The sequence below is a fragment of the Dyadobacter subterraneus genome (assembly GCF_015221875.1).
Lineage (GTDB): Bacteria > Bacteroidota > Bacteroidia > Cytophagales > Spirosomataceae > Dyadobacter > Dyadobacter subterraneus.
The window spans coordinates 3384898-3407951 of the sequence record NZ_JACYGY010000001.1; the positions used below are offsets into that span (position 1 = coordinate 3384898).

At 38.0% G+C, this 23054-nt stretch carries 24 protein-coding genes; 19 read left to right on the plus strand and 5 right to left on the minus strand.

Features of this window, described 5'->3' with window-relative positions; translation table 11 throughout:
• Positions 1-56: 56 nt before the first annotated feature.
• Together IEE83_RS13895 and IEE83_RS13900 are read left to right on the plus strand one after the other, a co-directional pair.
• Positions 57-1058 (plus strand): alpha/beta fold hydrolase, encoded by a 1002-nt coding sequence (locus tag IEE83_RS13895; RefSeq protein ID WP_194121150.1) that lies wholly within the window; start codon positions 57-59, stop codon positions 1056-1058.
• 288 nt (positions 1059-1346) lie between these two features.
• Positions 1347-2798 (plus strand): hypothetical protein, encoded by a 1452-nt coding sequence (locus IEE83_RS13900; protein WP_194121151.1) that lies wholly within the window; start codon positions 1347-1349, stop codon positions 2796-2798.
• A gap of 78 nt (positions 2799-2876) precedes the next feature.
• On the opposite strand, the gene IEE83_RS13905 is transcribed toward IEE83_RS13900, so the two are convergent.
• Positions 2877-3797, minus strand: coding sequence for a sugar phosphate isomerase/epimerase family protein (locus tag IEE83_RS13905; protein WP_194121152.1), 921 nt, complete (start codon positions 3795-3797; stop codon positions 2877-2879).
• Positions 3798-3977: 180 nt separating this feature from the next.
• Between IEE83_RS13905 and IEE83_RS13910 the strand changes: the two genes are divergently transcribed.
• From IEE83_RS13910 to IEE83_RS13975, 14 genes are all read left to right on the plus strand, one after another.
• A complete protein-coding gene (locus IEE83_RS13910; RefSeq protein WP_194121153.1) occupies positions 3978-5012 on the plus strand; it encodes a sensor histidine kinase in 1035 nt (344 codons plus the stop codon).
• Entirely contained in the window at positions 5009-5701 is a 693-nt protein-coding gene (locus tag IEE83_RS13915; protein WP_194121154.1) for a LytR/AlgR family response regulator transcription factor, read from the plus strand. The genes IEE83_RS13910 and IEE83_RS13915 overlap by 4 nt, the downstream gene beginning before the upstream one ends.
• 245 nt (positions 5702-5946) lie before the next feature.
• On the plus strand, positions 5947-6654 hold the full coding sequence (locus tag IEE83_RS13920) for a hypothetical protein (RefSeq protein WP_194121155.1): 708 nt from the start codon (positions 5947-5949) through the stop codon (positions 6652-6654).
• A 15-nt stretch (positions 6655-6669) separates the two neighbouring features.
• Positions 6670-7683, plus strand: coding sequence for a hypothetical protein (locus tag IEE83_RS13925; RefSeq protein ID WP_194121156.1), 1014 nt, complete (start codon positions 6670-6672; stop codon positions 7681-7683).
• A 44-nt stretch (positions 7684-7727) separates the two neighbouring features.
• Positions 7728-8744 carry an acetate and sugar kinases/Hsc70/actin family protein gene (locus tag IEE83_RS13930; RefSeq protein ID WP_194121157.1) on the plus strand — a complete coding sequence of 339 codons (1017 nt, stop codon included), beginning with the start codon at positions 7728-7730 and terminating at the stop codon, positions 8742-8744.
• A gap of 72 nt (positions 8745-8816) precedes the next feature.
• Positions 8817-9317, plus strand: a complete 501-nt coding sequence (locus tag IEE83_RS13935) for a hypothetical protein (protein WP_194121158.1) — start codon at positions 8817-8819, stop codon at positions 9315-9317.
• Entirely contained in the window at positions 9299-9961 is a 663-nt protein-coding gene (locus tag IEE83_RS13940; RefSeq protein WP_194121159.1) for a hypothetical protein, read from the plus strand. Before IEE83_RS13935 ends, IEE83_RS13940 begins: the two co-directional genes overlap by 19 nt.
• An 81-nt stretch (positions 9962-10042) precedes the next feature.
• Complete coding sequence (locus IEE83_RS13945; protein ID WP_194121160.1) at positions 10043-11518, plus strand: HsdM family class I SAM-dependent methyltransferase; 1476 nt, start codon at positions 10043-10045, stop codon at positions 11516-11518.
• Positions 11519-11968 (plus strand): DinB family protein, encoded by a 450-nt coding sequence (locus tag IEE83_RS13950; protein WP_194121161.1) that lies wholly within the window; start codon positions 11519-11521, stop codon positions 11966-11968.
• 105 nt (positions 11969-12073) lie between these two features.
• Positions 12074-12661, plus strand: a complete 588-nt coding sequence (locus tag IEE83_RS13955; protein ID WP_228101808.1) for a TetR/AcrR family transcriptional regulator — start codon at positions 12074-12076, stop codon at positions 12659-12661.
• A 105-nt stretch (positions 12662-12766) separates the two neighbouring features.
• On the plus strand, positions 12767-13003 hold the full coding sequence (locus tag IEE83_RS13960) for a hypothetical protein (protein WP_194121162.1): 237 nt from the start codon (positions 12767-12769) through the stop codon (positions 13001-13003).
• Positions 13004-13015: 12 nt separating this feature from the next.
• Positions 13016-14281 (plus strand): MFS transporter, encoded by a 1266-nt coding sequence (locus IEE83_RS13965; RefSeq protein WP_194121163.1) that lies wholly within the window; start codon positions 13016-13018, stop codon positions 14279-14281.
• Between the two features lie 292 nt (positions 14282-14573).
• Entirely contained in the window at positions 14574-15338 is a 765-nt protein-coding gene (locus IEE83_RS13970; RefSeq protein WP_194121164.1) for a ParA family protein, read from the plus strand.
• Positions 15339-15341: 3 nt separating this feature from the next.
• Positions 15342-15644, plus strand: a complete 303-nt coding sequence (locus IEE83_RS13975; RefSeq protein WP_194121165.1) for a hypothetical protein — start codon at positions 15342-15344, stop codon at positions 15642-15644.
• 80 nt (positions 15645-15724) lie between these two features.
• On the opposite strand, the gene IEE83_RS13980 is transcribed toward IEE83_RS13975, so the two are convergent.
• The 4 genes from IEE83_RS13980 to IEE83_RS13995 are packed head-to-tail and all read right to left on the minus strand — an operon-like array spanning position 15725 to position 18401.
• On the minus strand, positions 15725-17116 hold the full coding sequence (locus IEE83_RS13980; RefSeq protein WP_194121166.1) for a pyridoxal phosphate-dependent decarboxylase family protein: 1392 nt from the start codon (positions 17114-17116) through the stop codon (positions 15725-15727).
• Between the two features lie 4 nt (positions 17117-17120).
• Positions 17121-17459 (minus strand): nuclear transport factor 2 family protein, encoded by a 339-nt coding sequence (locus tag IEE83_RS13985; protein ID WP_228101809.1) that lies wholly within the window; start codon positions 17457-17459, stop codon positions 17121-17123.
• A gap of 31 nt (positions 17460-17490) precedes the next feature.
• The gene (locus tag IEE83_RS13990) at positions 17491-17943 is read right to left on the minus strand and encodes a GNAT family N-acetyltransferase (RefSeq protein WP_194121168.1); all 453 of its coding nucleotides are present in this window, start codon (positions 17941-17943) and stop codon (positions 17491-17493) included.
• Entirely contained in the window at positions 17940-18401 is a 462-nt protein-coding gene (locus IEE83_RS13995; protein WP_194121169.1) for a DUF1572 family protein, read from the minus strand. Before IEE83_RS13995 ends, IEE83_RS13990 begins: the two co-directional genes overlap by 4 nt.
• Before the next feature lie 121 nt (positions 18402-18522).
• Here IEE83_RS13995 and IEE83_RS14000 point away from each other — a divergent pair, with 121 nt between their 5' ends.
• The 3 genes from IEE83_RS14000 to IEE83_RS14010 all read left to right on the plus strand — a co-directional run bounded on the left by IEE83_RS14000 (position 18523) and on the right by IEE83_RS14010 (position 23032).
• Positions 18523-19959: an aminotransferase-like domain-containing protein gene (locus tag IEE83_RS14000; RefSeq protein ID WP_194121170.1), complete on the plus strand. Its 1437-nt coding sequence runs from the start codon at positions 18523-18525 to the stop codon at positions 19957-19959.
• A 255-nt stretch (positions 19960-20214) separates the two neighbouring features.
• Positions 20215-22233: a heavy metal translocating P-type ATPase gene (locus IEE83_RS14005; protein WP_194121171.1), complete on the plus strand. Its 2019-nt coding sequence runs from the start codon at positions 20215-20217 to the stop codon at positions 22231-22233.
• 175 nt (positions 22234-22408) lie between these two features.
• The gene (locus tag IEE83_RS14010; RefSeq protein WP_194121172.1) at positions 22409-23032 is read left to right on the plus strand and encodes a DUF6134 family protein; all 624 of its coding nucleotides are present in this window, start codon (positions 22409-22411) and stop codon (positions 23030-23032) included.
• Positions 23033-23054 lie beyond the last annotated feature (22 nt).

The following is a 23054-nucleotide window of genomic DNA, read 5'->3' on the forward strand; positions in this document are numbered from 1 at the left end:
CATTTTTATTAGCCAGGATAATGACTTAGTCATCCTGGCTTTTTTTATTTCCAATTATGAGAACTTCACTTTTTGTTATTGCCTTTTTTCTCTTCACGCTGCATGTAAATGCACAAAATGATTCGCTTCGAAATCTGGACATTAATCTGGAAAATTATCAATATCCATTTCCTGTAAAATTTCTACCGCTTGATTTGCAGGGAGAAAAATTAAAAATGGCTTACATGGATGTTCAGCCCGAAAAGGCGAATGGAAAAACAGTGGTATTACTTCACGGCAAAAACTTCAACGGGGCATATTGGGAGCAAACGGCAAAATCTTTAACGCAATCCGGCTATCGTGTGATTATTCCCGATCAGATCGGATTCGGAAAATCTTCCAAGCCTGCACATTTTCAATATTCATTTCAACAGCTGGCAACGAATACCAAAAAGATTCTTGATACTTTAAGTATTTCCTCTGCAACGATTCTGGGTCATTCCATGGGTGGTATGGTTGCCATGCGTTTTGCCTTGATGTTTCCAAGAACGGTAGAAAAACTTGTACTAGTAAATCCTTTGGGATTAGAAGATTATAAATTAAAAATTCCCTATCAACCCGTTGATAAGTGGTATCAAACAGAATTAAAAAGCAATTTTGAAACGATCAAAAAGTATCAGCTCAACAGCTATTATGACGGAAAGTGGAAAGATGCTTACACGCGCTGGGCGAATTTATACGCTGGATGGACGTTGAATAAGGATTATCCAAGAATCGCATGGAATTCCGCGTTGACCTATGATCTGATCATGACCCAGCCGGTTATTTATGAAATCCAGGCCATCAAATCTCCAACACTGCTGATCATTGGACAAAGAGATCGCAGTTCAGTAGGTAAAAATCTGGCATCGACAGAGGATCAGAAAACGTTGGGTAATTATCCGGAACTTGGTAAGAAAGCTAATACCTTAATAAAAAATAGTCAGCTGATACCTTTGGATAATATTGGACATCTTCCTCATATTGAAGATTTTGACAGATTTATAAAACCGCTGCTAAGTTTCCTGAATGAAGATTGAAATTAAACAATCGAATTATTCCGAGAACTGAAATTGTACCATTAGATAAGTATAATTGCAATTTGTATGATTATAACCTATTTTTAAATTAGTTAATCTCTACAAATCAGCACTTTACCATCTATGATATATAACTTTTACTTTAAATTAATTCTAATTTTAATACTATTTTTTATCAGTTTTCAGCTTGGCAAAGAATATTTGAAGCCAGGAAAAATTTTGGTTCGTAATTCTGAATTTTATGTCCTTGCATTTCTGGTAATAACTTTTGTTATACGCTTCCTGTATATGGAAGAAGCAGAGTCAAATATCGATACAAGTACCTGGCTTAGTGCAGTTTATACGGTAAATCATTATCCGGAATGGATATGGACATTACTCAATTATACGGATTCCCGACCGTTGACTGTCCTTCCGCTAATTTTTGTCTCAAAGCTTGGTATCAATGTCGGTTATATCGTTTCAGAATGTGTTGGATTAGTATTCTGGTTAACGACGACCTTCCTTCTTTACAAAATTTTTGATTTCTTTCTATCAAAACAAGTTAGTCTGATTCTCATCTGGGGCTTTTGCCTGCTTATTGGAACCACTTTTGTCTCCGATTATACCGCTTACAATTCAGAGCAGCTTAGTGTTCTTTTACTTACCGCCTGTACTTATGCATATCTTACTTATAGCTATGATCAGTGGAAAAGCAGCTGGGGAATTTTATTTTTCGGATTTGCCATGGGAAGTCTCGTTTACGTGAAATTTCAGAATGTCCCCATGGGGATTTTCATCTCAATAGCGCTTTTTATTGAAGTACTGGTCAAAAAACGTTATAAAAGTGCGCTGATTCTAATTTCTGGCGCTCTTATACTTACAATTTTCATCAATCTCTATTATTATTCAAAGGGAAGTTTGATGATTTTTTGGAATAATTACTTTTGGAATTATTTCTATTATGCTTACACAACCCAGTTCTCCGACGTCCCGATTAGCGATCGTTTCAATCTGGTAAGAATTTTCAGATTCATATATTTTTATGATGATTCGAAATGGTATTATTTATCGATAACGATCGTCGCAATAGTCGGGATTATCGCCAATGTTGTCAAACGTCAGCCCACAACTGCCCGACAAAAGCAAATATTCTTCTTTTCCCTGCTCTATATTTTTGTTAGTTTATATGCCGTTTTACAATCCGGAAATTCTTTTGCCCACTATAAATTGTATTTGTGGGTGCCGGTAACCCTTTTCACTGGAATTATCATTGCACTTTCTCCTACGAAGATCCAAAAATATTGCCTGATCTTCTTTATAATAAGCAGCGCATTCATAGCTGGAAAAAATTTACTGAATAAAGAAAAAAACTTACTGGCAGACCACTCTGATCTGGATCAAAAAATCATTGCAAGCATTAGAAGAAATTCCAGGTCTGGTGAGCCCGTTGTTGTCTGGGGGTGGCGTGATCAGTTGTATGTACGCGCTCAGCGTCCCATGGGATATAGGGATGCGCATAGTTTTCATTTTGCACTAAAATCAAGATTAATACCTTACTGGACCATCGACTTTTTACATGATATTAGGAAAAACAAACCGTCCGTTTTTATAGACGTCACACAGCCCGAGGGTTATTCTACATTTGCCAAAATTCTTTCTCCTCACTACAATATCCCGCAGATAAGGGAGTATATTAATAAATACTATTCACTAATAGAAAATATTGAAGGAGTTCGGATTTATAAGTTAAAGAATTGAAAATGAATCGAAATAAAAAGGAACAGGGCTAACCAAAATTTGTTCAGCCCTGTTCTTGTAAAAATATCTTCTCAACTATCAGGCAAAAAATTGCTTTACGTAATTTCTGCTCGTAAGAATTGCACTTTGTACATCTTCAATATTTCCTTCATACGCCTTATCTTCCACTTCGATAACCACAGGTCCACGGTAACGCACATCGGTAAGTGCACCGAAGAAACCACGCCAGTTAACATCACCAAGTCCCGGTAACTTTGGCGAATGATATTCCAGCGGGTTTGCCATAATTCCTACTTTATCAAGCTTGTCCTTATAAAGTTTGGCATCCTTCAAATGTACATGATGCAGGCGATCTTTGTACCCATAAATCGGTTTTATCTCATCCATCATTTGCCAGATCATGTGAGAAGGATCATAATTCAGACCAAAAATAGGGCTTGGAATTATTTCAAACATTCTGTCCCAAACAGCAGGACTGATCGCAAGATTTTTACCTCCCGGCCATTCATCATCCGTGAAAAACATCGGGCAGTTTTCAATCGCCAGTTTCACATTATTTTCCTCAGCCACTTTTACAACCGCCGGCCAGACGTCAGCAAAAGTTTTCAGGTTTTCTTTGATACTTTTTGACGGATCACGGCCTATGAATGTAGTAACCACAGGAATACTAAGTTTTGCAGCTCCGCGGATTACCTGTTTGATATGTTCAAGATAAAATTCAGATTTAACCGGATCTGGATCCATGGGATTGGGATAATAACCCAGGGCAGAAATGAAAACCTGCGCTTCTTTCAATGCAAAATGTATTTCCGCAACTTTTTGATCAGTCAATGAATTTACGTCAATATGGGTAACACCGGCATAACGGCGACTGTCCGCATTCCCGGCTGGCCAGCACATCATTTCTATACATGAAAATCCGTGGTTGCCAGCAAACTTAACCACATGATCAAAACCAAAATCAGCTAATATGGCACTATTAAAACCTAATTTGAGCATAACAAAAGGGATTAGAATATTAAATCAATTTCCTACGGAACGCAGAAATTTCCACTATTTATAAATGTGAAATTAAGGATATCAATTCAAATCACCAGAAATACCGACACATTCCGGCCAAATACCGCAAAGGTTTTTTAGTAAACATCCGGTTTCGTAAATTTCAGGAAATTGATTTATATGAAACGTTCGGGAGCTCAATTTTTCATACATGTTTTTCTGATTTCGGCCTTTCTGGCCTTGCCTTATATTTTTGCTCCGACAGGTTTTCCCGGATTTGCAGAATTTGAACGGAACGCACATGAAAGAACAATTTTCGTTTCCTATCTGCTGATGCTGACATTTTTTTATGCGAATTATTACTATTTAATACCCCGGTTTTATTTCAACAAAAAATATATTTTCTACGCTGCTTTTATTCTGGGCAGTTTCCTTGCCATCCTGTTTTTCATATATACACTTGATAAACAGCCGGGAAATCCACGACCTTTTCCTCATCGCCCACCGCATGCTATAAAATTTGACAAACCACCCGGAGCATTTGACAATAGTCAGACATTATTTCTTTTCCTCGTCGGGCTGGTAGTATCTTTTGCCTTAAAGATTAATGACCGATTGAAACGGTCAGAACAGGAAAAGCTTCATACAGAATTATCGTATTTAAAAGCACAAATCAATCCGCATTTTTTATTCAATACATTGAATAGTATTTATTCGCTCGCTATCGAAAAATCTGACCGGACCGCTGACGCGGTCGTGATGCTTTCTTCATTAATGCGTTATGTTATCCGCGACGCGACTGAAAGTTTGGTGCCGTTAAATAAAGAAATTGAGTATATCAAAAATTATGTTTCTCTTCAAAAATTCAGATTAGATGACACCGTTTTGATAAATTTTCAGGTTTCGGGTAATTTTGCAAACAAGCAGATTGCACCTCTTATACTGATTTCCTTTATTGAAAATGCATTCAAATATGGCGTCAATCCTGAACAGCAATCTTTAATAAAAATATCAATTACGATGCAAAGTGATGACCTTGTTCTTCATGTTTGTAATAATAAAGTCAGGATAAATCATACGGAGGAATCGTCGGGCGGTATTGGAATAAATAATACAAAAACCCGTTTGCAGTTGCTTTATCCCTCTAAATATCAGTTGGAAATTCAGGACAGTACTGAAAATTTTGTTATCGATTTAAAACTCACACTTTCATGATCCAGGCCATTGCACTTGACGACGAACCACCGGCATTGCGGATAATCTCCAATTTTTGCAGCAGAATTGATTTTATCGATTTGCAAAAAACTTTCAGCCGGACAGATGATGCAATGACTTATCTTGAAAATTTCCCGGTGAATTTAATCTTTCTGGACATTAATATGCCGTCCATGTCCGGATTGGATTTTTATCAGGCCATCCCGCATGAAGCTATGGTGATTTTCACGACTGCCTATGCCGAACATGCTGTTGAAGGATTTAATCTCAATGCGGTGGATTATCTTTTGAAACCTTTCACCTTTGAAAGATTTCAGCAAGCAGCCAACAAGGCGAAAGATTTCTATCACTTTAAAAACCCTATTGAAAACCCTGCCGCCAAATTTCTGCTGGTTCGTGCAGATTACAGTCTCCATAAAATCGCTTTTTCGGATATCCTTTTTATCGAAGGACTCGACGATTATTTAAAAATCCATATTGAAAATACCAAACCGCTGGTCGTGCGAATGACGATGAAAGCGATACTGCAAAAACTTCCAGAACAGGAATTTATTCGTGTGCACCGCTCTTTCATTATTCCTTTTAGGCGTATTGAAAATGTCAGGAATAAAATTATAAATCTCGCAGGTGAAGAAATTCCTATTGGATCGAGTTATGAGGAATCTTTTGGGAAATGGTTTAAGTCCTGAACAGGGTTAATAGAATAATTTCGATTCCGTTTAGAAATCCTTTCAAAAGCTTGAAATTTCAGTTATCAAAAAAAATTCATCACGTAAAAAATTCGGTCATCAATCCCCGCTACCATTTGTAACTATCCTGCATGCATAAATCACATGAATTTTAGTAATATTGACATAAGAAAGCAGTAAAACAGTGAATTACCGCTGTTTGCGCTTATCTTTTTAAGACTCAAATTTAAACAATTACTAAAAACATGGCAGATTCTGAACCTGGTATCGGTAAGAAAATACTGAGCTTTTTTATCAAGGAAAGTACAGAGCCTACACAAGTTGCGGCGACGGGAAGTGCGAATATTGCGGCGACACCAACCGCCTCAACACCGGTTGAACAGCCAAAACCTGCACCCGCCCCTACCGTACAAAATGCAGCCGGCACGGCGGAAGTCGACCGGAAATTTGTCCAGCATTTTGTTGAACTGCTTGAAAAAGCAAATCTGCCCGGGCCTGATTATTTTGAATACAAACAGGCTTTGAGAAGTATGGAAGGTTTGGGACTAGGCGAAGAAAAACAGTTTCAGGCTGCCTGGGCAAGTTTCAAAGCGATGGGAGGAATTACAGATCATTCTATCCTGAAAACTTCTGCTGATCAGTATCTTTCTATCCTTGGCAAAGACCGCGAATCTTTTTTGAAAGATGTGGAACGTGCTATAAAAGAAAGAGTTGGCTCGCTGAATGATGAACTAAAAAAACTGGAAGACAATAATAATGCTTATATTCAGGAGATTGCAAATCTTCAAAAAAAGATAGACGAAAATAAAAACCGTTTGGGACAAATTTCGGGTGAGATCTCCGAACAAAGTGCCAAAATCAATGCAAACAAAGACAGCTTTGAAGTAACATACCAAAGTTTTGTGTCGCAAATAAATTCAGATCTCAGTAAAATCAATCAATACTTAAAATAATCAGGACCTTCAACCATGGCATCACCAGACTTTACTCAAATCGGCGGCTCGCAGGAAGATGTTTCCAAGCGATCTTATTGGAGCAAGCCCGAGGGGATTACTTCTCTGCTTTTTCTTGGCGCAGCAGGCGCAGCGGGTTTATATTACTGGAACAAACTGGCTGCATTTTTAATTGAAGTCACCCAGAATACGTTATACCTTGGCTTTTTACTTGCCTTGCTTGCAGTAGTGGTTTTTCTATTTACAAGTAAGGACGTCCGCACTGCAGTCTTTTTTCTTTTCAAGACCTTGATGCGAAATATCACCGGCCTGATCATCAAACTGGATCCGATTGCAATCATGAAGATTTACATTGATGATTTGAAAGAAAAGCGTGAAAAAATGCAGGGCCAGATCAATATCCTGGCTGGACAACTGGTAAAACTGAACAGAAAAATTACCGAGAATAACGAAGAGATCAAGCAGAAATTTGCCGAAGCCAACAAGGCCAGCCAAATGACTGATCGTCCCGGAATGAAAGAAACAGCTTCACTGGCAACAATTGAAGGTGCAGGTTTACAGGAAATGAACGAGAAATTGTTTCCCTTGCAGCGTAATATGAAAACGATTCTTGAATTCATGGAAAAAGTGAACAAGAGCGCGGATTATATTATCAAGGAAACTGAAATTAAAGTAAAACTTAAAGAAGCAGAGTACCGAATTGTCAAAGAAAGTTCGAATGCGCTGCGTACCGCAGTTAGTATTTTCAAAGGAAATCCTGACAAAAAGTTTTATTTTGATGAATCCATGGAATATATTCAGGACGATATGAGCCTGAAACTTGGCGAAATGAAACGCGCTATGGATCTTTCAATGGATTTTATCAATGGTGTAGATGTTCAGAACGGACTTTTATCGGACAAGGGTCAGGCGATGCTGGAAGCTTATAACAAAGGAGATTTCAAATTGATACAACTTGATACGCCAAATCAGCCGTCACGTTCTATCGATCCTCCAAAAGATTCGAGCTATCGCGGGTTACTGGACTAAACTGCTTATTACAATTACATTTTTCAATTTACTTTTAACAAACAATGAAAAGACTAACTGTTGCCGGAAGACTATTAATTACAGCACTGGTTATAGCAGCCATATTTGTTGGCTATAAATATTTTGGCGGCCAGCAAGCCCTTGAAAAAGTGGCAAAAGAACAAAAATCAGAAGTTGATACGACTGCTTTAACAAGCGAAAGCAGTGAAGCCAGTGATAATGCAACAAACGAAAATCCGGCATCTGATGCACCTGCGAAATCTTTTGAATATACATCTCCGGAACCTGTTGATGGAAAATTGAAAGGTGTGGTTGAACTTGGTGCCAGTGGGTTTAATTCATTCATTATCAAAGTTGACAGTCAAAAACGCTGGAAACTCGAAAAATCAGAATTCGGAAATAGTCTTGTAACTGAAAACATGGCAACGGATGAAGATGTAAGAATCGGTTTGAAAAAATACATCAGTACAATGCTTGATTACGGGGTTGGTAAAAAAGATATCCACTTTGTAGTAAGTTCTGGTGCGGCAAAAGCCGAGGTAACTACAAAAATTACGAGTGCACTAAAATCGCTTGGTTATGTGGTAAATCAGGTGACTCCGGAACAGGAAGGTCAGTTGGGATTAAAATCCGTTTTACCGGCCGGATATGCTAACAAAGCTTTTGTTGTGGATATTGGTTCAGGAAATACCAAGATTTCATGGATTGCCGGAGCAGGTATAAAATCCGTTGAATCTTACGGAGCAAAATATTTTCAGGATGGTACTGATGATAAAAAAGTTTATGATGAAGTAAATGCAAAAGCAAAACAAATCCCTTCTGATTTGAGAAAAACGGCATTTATCATTGGTGGTGTTCCATTTGAAATGGCGAAGGAAGTGCGTAAAGGAAAGGAACGTTATACCGTTTTGAGCGCACCATCAGGTTATGCAAAGTTGACCAATGCAAAATCAAAAGCGGGTGTAAATATTTATAAAGCAGTGGCAGACGCGACAGGTTGTGAAGAATTTGTGTTTGACTGGGATGCAAACTTTACTATCGGTTTCCTTTTGACATTGTAATAAAAATATGAAATGAGGGAAAAGTACGAAGCGATTATGCTTCCGTATTTTTCCCTTTTTACTTAGACAAAAATGACGCTTCACGATTTATTCGATCAGGTTTCTAAAAATTATTGGCCCGTTGCTTTATATTTTATCCTGTTACCCGGTATTGCCTGGGTGGTCGGGCAAGTTGCTACCGGAAGTCGTGATGTTAAATTTTGGGGATTGGTTTATTCGGTTCTGGTCTATGCGGTTTGCATCCCAGGCATTTTTGCCGTCACACTAAATATCTATCTTTTCCTGTTTGAACGGCAAAGCGTTTGGCAGGCGAATATCGTTTTACAATTCTTGCCCATCATCTCAATGGCTTTGACTTTGATGATCATCAAACAAAAAATTCCATTTTCACTTATTCCGGGTTTTGGTAAGTTGTCCGGATTTCTTACGCTCATTGCGGCTTTAATAGGCGTGATGTGGTTTTTCGACCGCCTTCATTTAGTAGCCTTCACTTATGTACCTTTTGCCTATATCGTCATAGGTTTTGTCGGAACTTTACTGCTCATCAGATTTGCATGGAGCAAAATGTTTTAAGCCAATCATCATACATACAAATCTCAGTAAGTGACGAGCAGAAGAAATATGCCCGCCAGCTGGTTGAACATTCCCTTCGTCATCATAAAATTGCCAATATTTGGGATAATCAAAATGAGCGCTTTTCCCAAACCAGGATCATGCGTTACACCGGAAGTTTAGGCGAAATTGTTTTTGCCGATACTTATCATTTACCCAGACCGGCAAAATCTTTTGGAGCTATTGATGGCCAGGATTGGGGACAAGATTTTCTGATCACTTCCGAAGAATATACTTTTTCATTGGACATTAAATCAATGAAGAGAAAAACGGGAAATCTTGCAGGAGATTATGTCCTGAATATTCCCGCGTTTCAATTGCGAAAACCCAATTCAAAAACTTCCCATTATTTCTGTATTTCCTTTCATCAAACAGAAAGTGAAGGAACTGTCGCTTCTCTTCTCGGTTTCATTGATAAACAGGCATTACTAAATGGAGAAGTAGGAACGTTGTTTTTAAAAGGGACAGACCGAGTCCGGCAAGACAACAGCTCGTTTACTTTTTATGAGGATACATATGAAATTTTATTGAAAGATATCGAATCGCCTGTGATCACCGAGTTTGTTCGAGGACTGCCAGGGTTTCGTATATGTCATTTGAGGTAAATAAAATATATGTATATTTGGATGGATTAATTATATTTCATCCGAAGAAATGGAGCAAAAAGAGAAAGGTTTTCCAAAATAATGGCTTCACAGACGCGCACTTACGAGAAGAAAAAACTGCTTGGACAAATCTACACGCCTTCGTTCATTGTTGAAAAAATTCTTGACAATACCGGATTTCATCAGCTTAATTTTAGTAAAAATTCTATCCTTGATCCTGCCTGTGGCGATGGACGTTTCTTAGTCCCGATAGCTCGCTACATTATTGAAAATTCTCCAAAAGAAGATTTAAAACAAAATCTTGAAAACATACATGGCTGGGATATTGATCCAGAAGCTATAAAGATATGTTTGCAAAATCTTGAAGAACTGATAGCTCCATTGGATTTAAAAATTGACTGGAAGCTAAAAAATCTTGATGCATTGCAGCAAATTGACGGAAGCCAAAAGTTTGACCTGATTGTTGGAAATCCACCTTATATCCGAATTCAAAATCTTTCAGCAAAACAAAGACAGTTTATTCAAAAGTCATATTCCTTTTGTCAGTCAGGTTCTACGGATGCGTATGTTGCATTTTTTCAGCTGGCATCCAGACTTTTAACTGAAAATGGCATTTGCGGATTTATTACACCAAATTCTTTTTTGAGCTCAGAAACGGGAAAACCACTCCGGTCCTATTTCAAGGAAAATCAGAATTTAAGGCAAATTACTAATTACAGATCGGTTCGTATTTTTGGCAACACTGGTACGTACGCCGCCATTACTATTTTTGGAAAACACCAACTGGATACTTTTTGTTATGAATTGAGTGACTATGATTTGAGTTACCAAAAACGGGAAATATCATTTTCTGAACTTGATAAGCATAATCAATGGCACTTATCAGTTGAAAAACCTCTGATCACAAAAGGGAAAAACCTGGGTGAAATTTGCCAGATTTCAGTTGGACTTACTACACTTTCTGATAGCTTATTTCTATTTTCAATTTTAAAGAAAAAAGAAGATTTAGTGCAGTGCATCAATAAAAATGGTCATGTTTTCTGGCTTGAAAATACCCTTGTAAAGCCTATTATAAAAGGCTCAAAGCTAAAAACTTCGTCTGATCCCATTAATGAATTTATAATTTTTCCTTACGAGAAAGATCATAATGGGAAGCACAAAATTATCCGTGAAGAGGTTTTGGAAAAGGATTATCCCAAAGCATACAAATATCTTCTCGGTATCAAAAAAGATCTATTAAAACGGGATAACGGAAAACCAAATCCCGTTGCCTGGTATGCGCTTGGGCGTGCCCAAGGGTTGGATTCTTCCTTTGGGAAAAAGATTATTTTTTCTCCTATGAACCGTTATCCCAATTTTGTACTGTATGAAAATCCTGATTGCACTGTTTATTCAGGCTATTTTATAAAGTATGATGGAGATTATGATTTCTTATTGTCACAACTGAACTCGCAAAGAATGGCCGATTTCATCGCTATTTCCGGTCGGGACTTTCAGGGAGGATATAAAGGTTATAATAAAAAAGTAGTAGAGAATTTTGTCATAACCGATTTATAAATGGAAACAGTTATACAAGCCTCAGAAAGATTAAGATATCTTCTTCAAACCATTCCTGATTTGCTTGACAAAATTCCGAAAACAGAATTTTCTTTCAAAGCCTCTCCCACTCAATGGAGCAAAAAGGAAATACTCGGTCATCTGATTGACAGCGCAACAAACAATCACCAGCGGTTTATCAGAATTCAGTTTGAAAATGAGCCAATCATCTTTTATGATCAAAATGAATGGTGTCAACATAATAATTACCAAAATCTGAGTACTTCCCATATAATCCAGTTTTGGAAAATTTACAATCAACATCTTCTCGAAATTATAAAAATCATCTCTGCTGATAACCTTCAACGTTTTGGTGCAGGGAAAGATGGTCAAAAATTACCGCTTCACTTCTACATTACAGATTACGTTGACCATCTTGAACATCATCTTAAACAACTTGTCACCTACTAGCTACTTCAATAAGCTGCTATCTATCTGAATTTCAACCCATCAGTCAAAAATAAATTTAAAAATAATTTATAAATTAACGAACGTTCATTTATATTTGTATCACTTATGAGAACAAGAGATGCAAATAAAGAAATTATAATAAAACAAAAGGCGATTGAAATGATTGTCAGTCAAGGCTTTGACGGACTAAGTATGCATAAGCTGGCTAAGGCTTCCGGCGTTTCGGTAGCCACGATTTACATTTATTTCAAGGACAGAGAAAGTCTTCTTCAACAGCTTTTTACGGAGGAAAGTCGAAAGATGGCGGAAGCAACACTCGTTAACTTTGATCCGGAATCTCATTTTGACGAAGGTTTAAAAGTTCAGTGGCTCAATCGGATGAAATATTGCATGGAAAATCAACACAGCATGACTTTCATGGAGCAGTTCAAACATTCCCCGCTGGTTGACCGGTCTGTTATGGAACGAAGATTTCTTGATGCAATGTCCAAATTTGTCCATACAGCCATCGAGAGAAAGGAGCTCATTCCTTTGCCTGTCGAAATTTATTGGTCGATAGCGTTTGGACCTATGTATCAACTGGTAAAGTTTCACATTGCTAAAACCAGTATGCCCGGAAGGCCACCTTTTATTTTTGATGAGGAGAAAATAAACTTGACATTATCGCTGGTAATCAAGGCGTTAAAACCTTAGAAATTTTTTATTTTAAATTTAAAGTATTTCTGATCTTCATCCGTTTTCCTGAGTAAACCTGATTTTTAAAAATAATTCTTGACTCACTCTTTAAATAAAGAAGCTATGGAAACGCAATACAATGATAATAAGTATGTGCTTGTTTTTAAAACCAACCTGCACTTCAACGACATGAAAAAAATAGAACCTGTACTTAATGCAGAGAAGAAAATTATATGCTGGAATGTAGATCTGACGGATTGCGACAATGTGCTTCGCATAGAATCCAGCGGTCCGCATACCAAGGAAATGATTGCCATATTAACTAAAGAGGGTTATGCCTGTGAAGAATTAATTGACTAAATCCACATTTATATGTCCGAAAAACAACCTGAAACCTTTACCAAATACCAGAAATTTGTAATCGCTATTCTTGCCATAGTGCAATTTACGGTTATCCTTGACTTTATGGTTCTCTCACCTTTGGGAGCCATTTTATTGAAAGAACTTTCGATCTCCACATCGCAATTTGCACTGGTCGTTTCAGCCTATGCGTTCAGTGCGGGAGCTGCCGGATTACTGGCTGCAGGCTTCGCCGACAAGTTCGACAGAAAGAATCTTTTGCTGTTTTTTTATACCGGATTTATCGTTGGCACATTCCTCTGCGGCATATCGCCAAACTATGAATTTTTGTTAATGGCGAGAGTGGTGACGGGCATATTTGGAGGCGTTATGAGCTCCATAAGTTTCGCAATCATTACGGATCTTTTTGCAATTCAGGTTCGTGGACGCGTGATGGGATTTGTTCAGATGGCCTTCGCCAGCAGCCAGGTTTTGGGTATTCCTTTGGGGTTGTTTTTGGCAAATACATACAACTGGCATGCGCCGTTTTTAATGATCGTCGGACTTAGCATCGCAGTTGCTTTATCTGTTTTCATTTATATGAAACCGATCGATGAGCACCTCAAACTTCAAAAAACCGGAAACGCATTCAAACATTTAACTTCCATTTTTGCTCAGTTTAATTACCTCCGTGCCTTCGCTGCCACCACTTTATTAGCAACAGGAGGTTTTATGTTAATGCCTTTTGGCAGTGCCTATGGTGTTCATAATTTGGGAATTGACATTAAACAGCTTCCCTACCTATATATGATTACCGGTGTCTGCATGTTGGTCGCCAGTCCTGTAATGGGTAAGTTGAGCGATAAGATCGGGAAATTCAAGATGTTCATCATCGGATCTTCTATTACTTCTGTGATGACTCTAATATACTGTAATCTCGGCGTCACGCCATTCTGGATTATCATTGTCATCAATATTCTGCTGTTTGTCGGAATAAGTGGACGGATGATTGCTGCAAGTGCTCTGATGACTGCCGTTCCTGAGCCACAGGACAGAGGTGCATTCATGGGAATTAACGCTTCAATCCAGCAAATTGCGGGTGGTGTGGCCTCCATTATTGCCGGTATGATCGTATCTGAGACCAGTACAGGTTATCTCAATAATTACGGAATCTTGGGAAATGTGGTAGTGCTGGCCGTTATTCTAACTGTATTCCTAATGTATAATCTTTATCAGTTTATCTCTAAAAAGGAACAAAGCAAAATACAGCCTGTGACGGTTCCCAATGAAGTGATATGATTTGAAATAGATTTAAGTAATTCTCAAAAATATTGTTTTTAAAACCTCCCCAAAGGGAGGTTTTTTTATGTACTTCCATTTTACACAACCAAATTTAGCTAACTGTACTTCAATCATTTATAAATTAATTACAAAATATTTTGGTTTACTTTTAATATTATAAATACTTTTAATTAATATTGGTCTTTAAATTCTTATTATTTTATATTATTAGTTCTATGAATATTTTCCGTTTATTTACAAATCAGACAGATCATTCATTTGTAACTTTTAATACATATAATACTTTTAAATGAAAATCATCAGTATTGTCAACAACAAAGGTGGTGTTGGAAAAACTACTTCCGCACAAAGTATTGCAGCGGGACTTGCCAAATTTGCTAATGCACGTGTGCTTGTAATTGACCTGGATGCACAGGCCAGTTTGACAAAAAGTTTTGGAATTGTTCATAGTGGTCTTAAAAAAGACAGCGGTTCATTTATCACCGGAGAGTATGCGTTTGAAGAAATTGTAAAGAAGGTTGGGGACGTGGATATTCTGCCGGGCTCAGCTGAGATGAGTCATAAGGAAGACACGATCAAGTCGGCTCCGATTTTTCCTTTTAATTTGAAAATCGCATTGGAAAAGGTGAAAGACAAATATGACTTTGTAATCATCGATTGCCCTCCCGCACTGAACGGAAATACGCGTATGGCACTTGTATCATGCCATCAGTATTACGTGCCTCTGCAAGCTGAATTTTTGAGTTACGAAGGTCTTAGAAACTTTCTGGTTTACTCTGCTGAAATTAAAAAAATCAGTCCGACAACCAACCTTGGCGGCGTATTCGCAACACGGTATAATCCAAAAATAAGAAAGAAGATCAGTCATGAACTTATCAGCGCTACAAAGGAGCAACTTGGTGACGTGTTCATGAATAGCTATATTCGTGACAATATTGCTTTATCAGAAGCGCAGGCTAATGGTACAAATATTTTCGATTACGCTCCGGATAGTAATGGTGCCGAAGATTATTATAAATTAACGAAGGAAATTCTCGAACGTATAAACAATTAAAATATGGCAAAGGAAAGGAAATTTGATTTCGCACCTCTACCCATTGTCTCTGACATCAACGACGATATTGAAGTTAATGCATCCCAGACCGAAAGTAACGGCGTGCCGACAAAGGTCACTTTCGATTGTGATTATGCGCTTTTGGAAAAAATGAAAGATTATGGTTACTGGGAAGGCCTTACTCAAAAGGACATTATTCTGGAAGCCCTTACCCGCTATTTTGACAACGCCGAAATTCGGCCTCGTCCGGATAAAATCCGTAATAAAACCAAAGTTGGCCGGAAACCTAAAACACTGGTTGGCTAACAGGTCGATAGAAGTATTTCTGGTACGCGGAAATACTTCTATCGAAAAAACTTGATTCGTAAATGCGTTTTTACGGAGAATTATAAATTTTCAAGAACGGCCTCCATCTCTTGGATGGCGATATCAATATCTTCCTTTGTTGTTCTGTAATTAACAAAAGCTGCACGGATACACTGCCTGTTATCCAACATTGTTGGTGTCATAAAAATTTTCCCGCGTCGGTTCAAAATATTTAGAAACTCTGAGGTTTTACTTTGGTTTTTCAATCCAAAACAAACAACGTTAAGATTGACATTTCCCAAAACTTCAAAATGTTCGCTGGTTTCCAGATAATTTTTGAATAGCGCTGCGCAGTCAACACTATTTTGCACAATCCACTTAAAACCTTCTTTTCCATAAGCCATCAGACTGAACCAGGCTGGCAGCGCCCGGAATCTGCGAGAATTTTCAGGCAGGAAATTCAGATACGAAAAATTCTCTTCCGGATTTCCAAGATAAGGTGCATTTGAATTTTGAAAAGTTTCAACTTGAAGTTTTTGATACTCCTTTCTTGTCAGGAAAATGGCACTGTCATATGGGACATTCATCCATTTGTGACAGTCGATTGTGATACTATCTGCGTTTTCCCAACCATTTAACAAATGAATATAATCGTCTGAACAAGCAGCAAATGCACCAAAGGCAGCGTCAACATGCATCCAGAAATTATACCTATTTTTCAAAACAGTCAGGGCTTGAAAATCATCAAAATCAACCGTGTTTACAGTTCCCGCACTACAATTAAGAATTACCGGTTTTCCTGAAAACTGAATTAACTTCTGTTCAAGATCTTCGAGATCAATACGCTCACGGCCCTGCTCAACCTTCACTTTGATTATATTGTTACTACCAAACCCAAGCATCGAAAGTGATTTAATCACCGATGAATGCGGAGTTGCAGCCAGAACGACAATTTCACCTGACATTCCTTCCCTGGCAATATCTTTATCCAACAGTCTTCCTGCCCACTGTCTGGCCACCGCCAGACATGTAAAATTAGACATGGTCGCGCCGGACACAAAACCTCCATTAAAATGATCTGGCAATCGAAATAATTCGGTCATCAATTTAATTGTCTGCAATTCAACAATCGCAGAAATATCGCCGCTTCCTTGTGTGCTTTGCGTATTTTGATCAAAAACCGATGTGAGCCAGTCGCCTGCCAAAGCAGCGGGCGTCACCCCTCCTATTACGTATCCCCAATATCGCGGTCCGGCGCTGGAAACGATCAGCTTTTTAAAATGTTCATTAAATAATCCAAGCGTGGTACTTGCTCCTAAACCTGTGACAGGCAGATGAAAAATATCAGTTTCCTGATTTGTATTACTTGTGGGAACTTCATTAATATTATTTAAAAAAGAAATACTGTCTTTTTGTATTTCATCTAAAATTGAGGCGAAGTTGTCAAGATCGTTTTTTAAAATTTCATTCATTGATTTAATTGTAATGCGCACGGACAAAATTTATTTTCCCCTCCTTATCAAACTGCATAAATTCCGCGGATTTCTTATTGTTCACGCTGGTATAATAAAGAATTACAGATTCGGTACCAACCAGCACTTCATGCAGACTGAAAAAAAGATCAGGATAAAGCCCCAGTGCCTTTTGGAAATAGTCTTTTAAAGTAGCTTTATCTTTAATCACCCCCTCAGCATTGGTGCCAAGCTGTTTGATAATAGGAGAATAAAATTCTATATCCTCTGAATAATGGCTTAGAATTTTTTCCAAATCATGGTCATTCCAGTCTTCAATCCAGTCGCTGGAAAATTGTTTCATGTCGATCATAAAAATTCAATTTATATTTTAACTAAAAGACTAACTCCATTTTGATATCCGCCCTTTTGTATAAGCCAGGTTCAAGGGGAATTTCCGTAAAACCCATTTGAAGATACATTGCAATTGCCGGTTTCAACTGTTTATTGGAATACAGGATTAGCCTGGTTGCCTTCATATTTCTGGCAATTTCCACAATGGAAGTACAGAGCAATTTTCCCGCGCCTAAACCCCGGGCATCTTTACGAACCGCCATTTTTGCCATTTCAAAAACTCCCGGTTCAGCATATTTCAATGCCACTGTGCCAATAATCTCGTCATCGTTTTCAGCAAAAATAATTCTGCCTCCGTCTTTCAATATCGCCTCTTCCGGATTTTCAAATGCATAATTGTCAAATGGCTCGACCGAGAAATATTCTTCGAGCCAACTAATATTAAATTCTTTAAAATAGACCTGATATTCAGGCTTGTAACCAACTATTTTCATTGCAATTTTTCATTTGAGATTCTTCTGTGATAATTAACCTGGCCTGTGTGATAGGCTAAATGCATAGAAAGATGAGTCAATACTAAACCGATACTCTGCGACTCAGCAATGGATAATGTTTCCTGAGAATATTCAGTTGAAAGCGCTTCATCAGAAATTTGACTCAGTGATTCCGGTATTATCTCCAATAAATAGTCAACTTCTTTAATTAATTGTGATTGGGAAAATAATCTCGAAGAGAATTCTGCTTCCCGGTCGCGTATGTATGGAAAATGACCCAGTTCCAAACCGATGTAAGTCCGGAGATTCCCGATCAGATGCTGACATAAATTTCCACCAGAGTTCAACGTTCCTGGAATTTTTATCCATAATGAATCTTCATCACTGTAAGCAATAATTTCTGCTTTTAACTTTTTGAGATCTCTTTGATACAGAAAAATGTAATCTTCCTTGTTCATATTTTTTCTTTCATAGTGATTTTACAAAATTCTTGTTTTTTTGCGCCGAAAAACAGATTCAGTTTTTTAAATTACAAGCATAACAGATTCATTATTGACAATTTTCAAACGGGCAATCAAATTGGACATCACTATATCAAAGGAAGAATTTCTATATACCCAGATAGCAGAACGTTTCGAAACCCAGATCGAAAACAATATACTAAAAACAGGCGACAAGCTCTTGTCTGTTCGGGCATTAAGCAGAGAACAGGGTATTAGTATCAGTACTGCTTTCAAGGCCTATATCGAATTGGAAAATAAGGGTTTTATTGAAGCAAGGACAAAGTCCGGTTATTTTGTGCGGTATAATCCTGCCAAAATTCCGAAAACTCCTGATAGCCCTCAAACCGAAACTGATTTTGTAAATGTCGGTGTAGATGAAATGCTGAGGATGGTTTATAAAACCATGAATCAGGAAGGAGTAGTAAAACTTTCGCAGGCGGTACCTTCGGATGACCTGATTCCATTGGCAAAATTGTCCAAGGTTATGATGGAAGCCATCAGAAAAAGCTCCAATAGCTGTACTGGCTATGAAGAAATTCAGGGAAATGTAATGTTAAGAAAACAGATTGCGAAATACGCTTTCAACTGGAATGGAAACATTACGGGAAATGACGTTGTAACAACTCAGGGATGTATGGAAGCGCTTGTTTTTTGCCTGAAAGCAGTTACAGAACCGGGAGATACGGTTGCCATTGACAGCCCAACCTATTTTGGTATTTTCAATGTAATGCAGAGTCTGGGCTTAAAAGTCCTCGAAATACCGACGGATCCGCAGACGGGAACTGATATAGAATATCTCGAAAAAGCAATAGAAAAAATTCCAGTAAAAGCCTGCCTCTTTGTAACAAATTTCTCTAATCCGTTAGGGGTATTCATGCCGGATCATCGTAAAAAACAACTTGTACAACTTCTTGCAAAAAGACAGATTCCGCTTATTGAAGATGACATCTATGGTGAAATGTATTTTGGCAAAACAAGGCCTAAAACATGTAAAAGTTTTGATAAAGAAGGACTTGTGATGCTATGCTCATCAGTTTCAAAAACATTGGCTCCGGGATACCGGGTTGGTTGGTGCATTCCGGGTAAATTTATTGATAAAGTGATCAGTCTAAAATTGACACATTCTGTATCCTCGGCCACACCCACGCAGGCGGCGATCGGACTTTTCTTTGAAACCGGCCGTTATGATTTGCATATGCGAAAAATGAGAAAGGCGCTTCACACACAATGTTTGCGTTATACCCAGGCTATTTCTGAATATTTTCCGAAAGAGACAAAAGTCAGCAGACCACTGGGAGGTTATGTTTTATGGATTGAAATGAATAAAAAAGTGAATGGATTTGATTTGTTTCAACAAGCAATGAAACATAATATAAGCATCGCCCCGGGGCAAATTTTCAGCACAGATGCCCGGTTTACCAATTACATTCGGATAAGTTTTGGTACGCCGTACAACGAGGAAATTGAAAAAAGTCTTCAAAAGCTGGGAAGACTGGTAGAAAATATGAGCTAAAATTTGAAAATATTATCAGGGTTTAAGGCATGAAATGTTGAAACTTTAATATCTAACGTTCTCAAAATTAAATTTTTACGGAATATTGAAGGAAAATTATATCGCTGCAACAATGGTGCAACTATCTGATTTACAGTACTTGACACCCTGTTGCACGTGTTTAAGAAGTATATTTGCATATAATAATTTCCTGAAATTCATACTTAAAATGAATTCAAAAGAATGTAAAAGTTCTTTTGCTTTTGTTTCCGACTCATGAAAAACGAAACACATACAAAACATATTCATAGTGAAAAGGAATGTTGTGCTCATGATGTGGCGCCTTCTCACAATCATAAATCGCATGAGCATAGTCACGAAGGTCATGATCACGATGATGATGATGGTCATGACCACGATCATGACCATGGAAGCGGAGAAAATACTGATCTGTTACTTGGACGCTGGCCACTTTGGCTGAGTTTGACAATTCTGGCTGTTTTTCTCATCGTTACTTATGGTTTAAAAATAGAAATTAATAAGTACGCTGAAATCGCTTTAATGCTTTCAGCCTATTTGCTGGCAGGTTACAAGACGATCGCTCTTGCCTTTCGCAGGGTTAAAAGAGGTGATCTCTTTAATGAATTTACGTTGATGACAATTGCTACGCTTGGCGCTTTTTACATCGGCCAGTTTAGTGAGGGCGTTGCGGTAATGATATTTTATGAAATCGGAGAACTGATTCAGGATCTTGCTGTTAGTAAATCAAAACGTTCAATAAAAGCACTTCTTGATATCCGGCCGGATGCTGTTACGGTAATCCGGGATAATAAAGATTTGGTTCTGTCGCCGCAGGAAGTTCAGATTGGTGAAACCATCCTTGTAAAAGCCGGTGAGAAAGTGGCCCTGGATGGCGTTCTACTTTCAGATTCCGGTGTATTTAATACGGCCGCGTTGACAGGCGAATCAAAACCTGGTGAAAAATCGAAAGATGAACCGATTCTTGCCGGTATGATCAATACTGAAAAGACGGTTGAGATTGAAGTACGCGCACTTTTCAAGGATTCAAAGCTTTCGAAAATTCTTGAAATGGTTCAGGATGCCACTGCCAGAAAAGCTCCAACACAGCTGATGGTGAGCCGATTGGCCAAGATATATACGCCAATCGTATTTGGGCTTGCATTGCTGATTATCCTGGTTCCTTTGATTTTTGTCAGTCATTATGACTTTCAGCAGTGGCTTTACCGTGGAATGGTATTTCTCGTAATTGCCTGTCCTTGCGCTTTAACAATTTCAATTCCGCTGGGTTATTTCGGAGGAATCGGACTAGCTTCAAGAAACGGAATCCTTGTCAAAGGCTCGAATTTTCTCGATGTCGTTACAGGTATTGACACGCTGGTTTCGGATAAAACAGGAACACTTACCAAAGGAGTTTTTAAAGTACAAAAAGTTGAAACTGCTATTGACAAACACGACTTCGTCAATCTGGCTGCTTCATTGGAAAATTACTCAACCCATCCTGTTGCCAAAGCAGTTGTACAGTATGCCGGTGACAAACCTTTGACAAAACCTACTGATGTTGAAGAAATCTCCGGACTTGGGTTGAAAGGAAAAGTGGGAGACAAGCTGATATTTTGCGGCAACACAAAATTGATGAAAAAATTCAATGTCAGTTTTCCCGAGGAACTAGAAAAAATTGTAGAAACTATCGTCGTTGTTGCCGTTGATAATACTTACGCCGGCTACCTTACCATTGCAGATGAGATTAAGGAAGATTCCCTTCAAACAATAAAAGACCTTAAAGCATTGGGCATCCAAACCATTATGCTTTCAGGAGACAAACAGGCGATAACTTTACAAATTGCCTCTTCCCTAGAGATCGATAAAAGTTATGGTGATTTACTTCCGGAAGATAAAGTGAGGCTCGTTCAGGAATTAAAAGATCAGGGAAAACATATTGCTTTTGTAGGTGACGGTGTGAATGATGCGCCTGTAATTGCCTTGGCAGACGTAGGAATTGCAATGGGTGGCCTTGGATCTGATGCAGCTATTGAAACTGCGGATATTGTGATACAGAATGACCAGCCGTCAAAAATAGTTTCAGCGATCAAAGTTGGAAAAATCACCAAATCCATTGTTTATCAAAATATTATATTGGCAATGGGTATCAAAGTTGTGGTGATGATACTTGGAGCCGGTGGAATTGCTACACTTTGGGAAGCAGTTTTCGCTGATGTCGGTGTAGCTCTACTCGCGATTTTGAATGCTTTTAGAATTCAGGGGAAAAGCTTATAAACATTTGATTTAAAGCAGGTAATAAAGAAGTCAGCTTTTAGAAGTTGACTTCTTTATTTGTAAAATAGCTTTTCAAAAAAGCTTGTTTTTCTCTTTGGCATACAAATTGCACCTTCCCATTAGAATAAATACCAGTTGTTCCCGTTTAAAATATTATCTTTTCAGCCTGAGCATTATGATTTTTAGAACGAACAGTCCATTTACCTCGACCGCTTTTAAACAGCTTTTAATCGTATTAATCTGTTTTATGGCTGTGGAAGCTAATGGTCAGCAGTATAGAAATTATTCTGTGATATGGAGGGGAAAGGAAGTTGGATTTTTAAAGGCAACTTCCCAGGCACAACCTCAGGGACAGTTTTATGCCACCGACAGCGAGATGAATATCAATATGCTTCTCACTTTTAAAATTCAGTCCAATACAACAAATCTTTTTTCAAATGCTCAGTTAAAAGAGGCTCAGGTACAGCGCTTTGTTAACAAAAAGAAGAAATTAGCTGCTACAACTCATTTTACTGATAATCATTACGAATTAAAAAAAGATAAGGATGATATCGTAAAATTCAAAAGTAATATTCCTGCGACCGTAACCTGGCTTTACTTTAACGAACCGGTTCAGAAAAGTGAAATCTTCTCAGAGGTTTTTCAGACTTTTTTAAAGTTTAAAGAAATAGCTACATCGGTATATGAAACTACCCTACCCGATGGAGATATCATGACTTACACATACAGATCTGGTATACTTCAACGTGTGGAAATTGAGTCTGGTTATGGGGAATTCGTTTTTAAGCTGAAAATTTAACTAAAATATAAGGTCTGTTTAT

Bases quoted from the DNA above. Each gene is read 5' to 3' on its own strand.
- IEE83_RS13895 (WP_194121150.1), top strand. From the start codon at position 57: ATGAGAACTTCACTTTTTGTTATTGCCTTTTTTCTCTTCACGCTGCAT.
- IEE83_RS13900 (WP_194121151.1), top strand. From the start codon at position 1,347: ATGGAAGAAGCAGAGTCAAATATCGATACAAGTACCTGGCTTAGTGCA.
- IEE83_RS13905 (WP_194121152.1), bottom strand. From the start codon at position 3,797: ATGCTCAAATTAGGTTTTAATAGTGCCATATTAGCTGATTTTGGTTTT.
- IEE83_RS13910 (WP_194121153.1), top strand. From the start codon at position 3,978: ATGAAACGTTCGGGAGCTCAATTTTTCATACATGTTTTTCTGATTTCG.
- IEE83_RS13915 (WP_194121154.1), top strand. From the start codon at position 5,009: ATGATCCAGGCCATTGCACTTGACGACGAACCACCGGCATTGCGGATA.
- IEE83_RS13920 (WP_194121155.1), top strand. From the start codon at position 5,947: ATGGCAGATTCTGAACCTGGTATCGGTAAGAAAATACTGAGCTTTTTT.
- IEE83_RS13925 (WP_194121156.1), top strand. From the start codon at position 6,670: ATGGCATCACCAGACTTTACTCAAATCGGCGGCTCGCAGGAAGATGTT.
- IEE83_RS13930 (WP_194121157.1), top strand. From the start codon at position 7,728: ATGAAAAGACTAACTGTTGCCGGAAGACTATTAATTACAGCACTGGTT.
- IEE83_RS13935 (WP_194121158.1), top strand. From the start codon at position 8,817: ATGACGCTTCACGATTTATTCGATCAGGTTTCTAAAAATTATTGGCCC.
- IEE83_RS13940 (WP_194121159.1), top strand. From the start codon at position 9,299: ATGGAGCAAAATGTTTTAAGCCAATCATCATACATACAAATCTCAGTA.
- IEE83_RS13945 (WP_194121160.1), top strand. From the start codon at position 10,043: ATGGCTTCACAGACGCGCACTTACGAGAAGAAAAAACTGCTTGGACAA.
- IEE83_RS13950 (WP_194121161.1), top strand. From the start codon at position 11,519: ATGGAAACAGTTATACAAGCCTCAGAAAGATTAAGATATCTTCTTCAA.
- IEE83_RS13955 (WP_228101808.1), top strand. From the start codon at position 12,074: ATGAGAACAAGAGATGCAAATAAAGAAATTATAATAAAACAAAAGGCG.
- IEE83_RS13960 (WP_194121162.1), top strand. From the start codon at position 12,767: ATGGAAACGCAATACAATGATAATAAGTATGTGCTTGTTTTTAAAACC.
- IEE83_RS13965 (WP_194121163.1), top strand. From the start codon at position 13,016: ATGTCCGAAAAACAACCTGAAACCTTTACCAAATACCAGAAATTTGTA.
- IEE83_RS13970 (WP_194121164.1), top strand. From the start codon at position 14,574: ATGAAAATCATCAGTATTGTCAACAACAAAGGTGGTGTTGGAAAAACT.
- IEE83_RS13975 (WP_194121165.1), top strand. From the start codon at position 15,342: ATGGCAAAGGAAAGGAAATTTGATTTCGCACCTCTACCCATTGTCTCT.
- IEE83_RS13980 (WP_194121166.1), bottom strand. From the start codon at position 17,116: ATGAATGAAATTTTAAAAAACGATCTTGACAACTTCGCCTCAATTTTA.
- IEE83_RS13985 (WP_228101809.1), bottom strand. From the start codon at position 17,459: ATGAAACAATTTTCCAGCGACTGGATTGAAGACTGGAATGACCATGAT.
- IEE83_RS13990 (WP_194121168.1), bottom strand. From the start codon at position 17,943: ATGAAAATAGTTGGTTACAAGCCTGAATATCAGGTCTATTTTAAAGAA.
- IEE83_RS13995 (WP_194121169.1), bottom strand. From the start codon at position 18,401: ATGAACAAGGAAGATTACATTTTTCTGTATCAAAGAGATCTCAAAAAG.
- IEE83_RS14005 (WP_194121171.1), top strand. From the start codon at position 20,215: ATGAAAAACGAAACACATACAAAACATATTCATAGTGAAAAGGAATGT.
- IEE83_RS14010 (WP_194121172.1), top strand. From the start codon at position 22,409: ATGATTTTTAGAACGAACAGTCCATTTACCTCGACCGCTTTTAAACAG.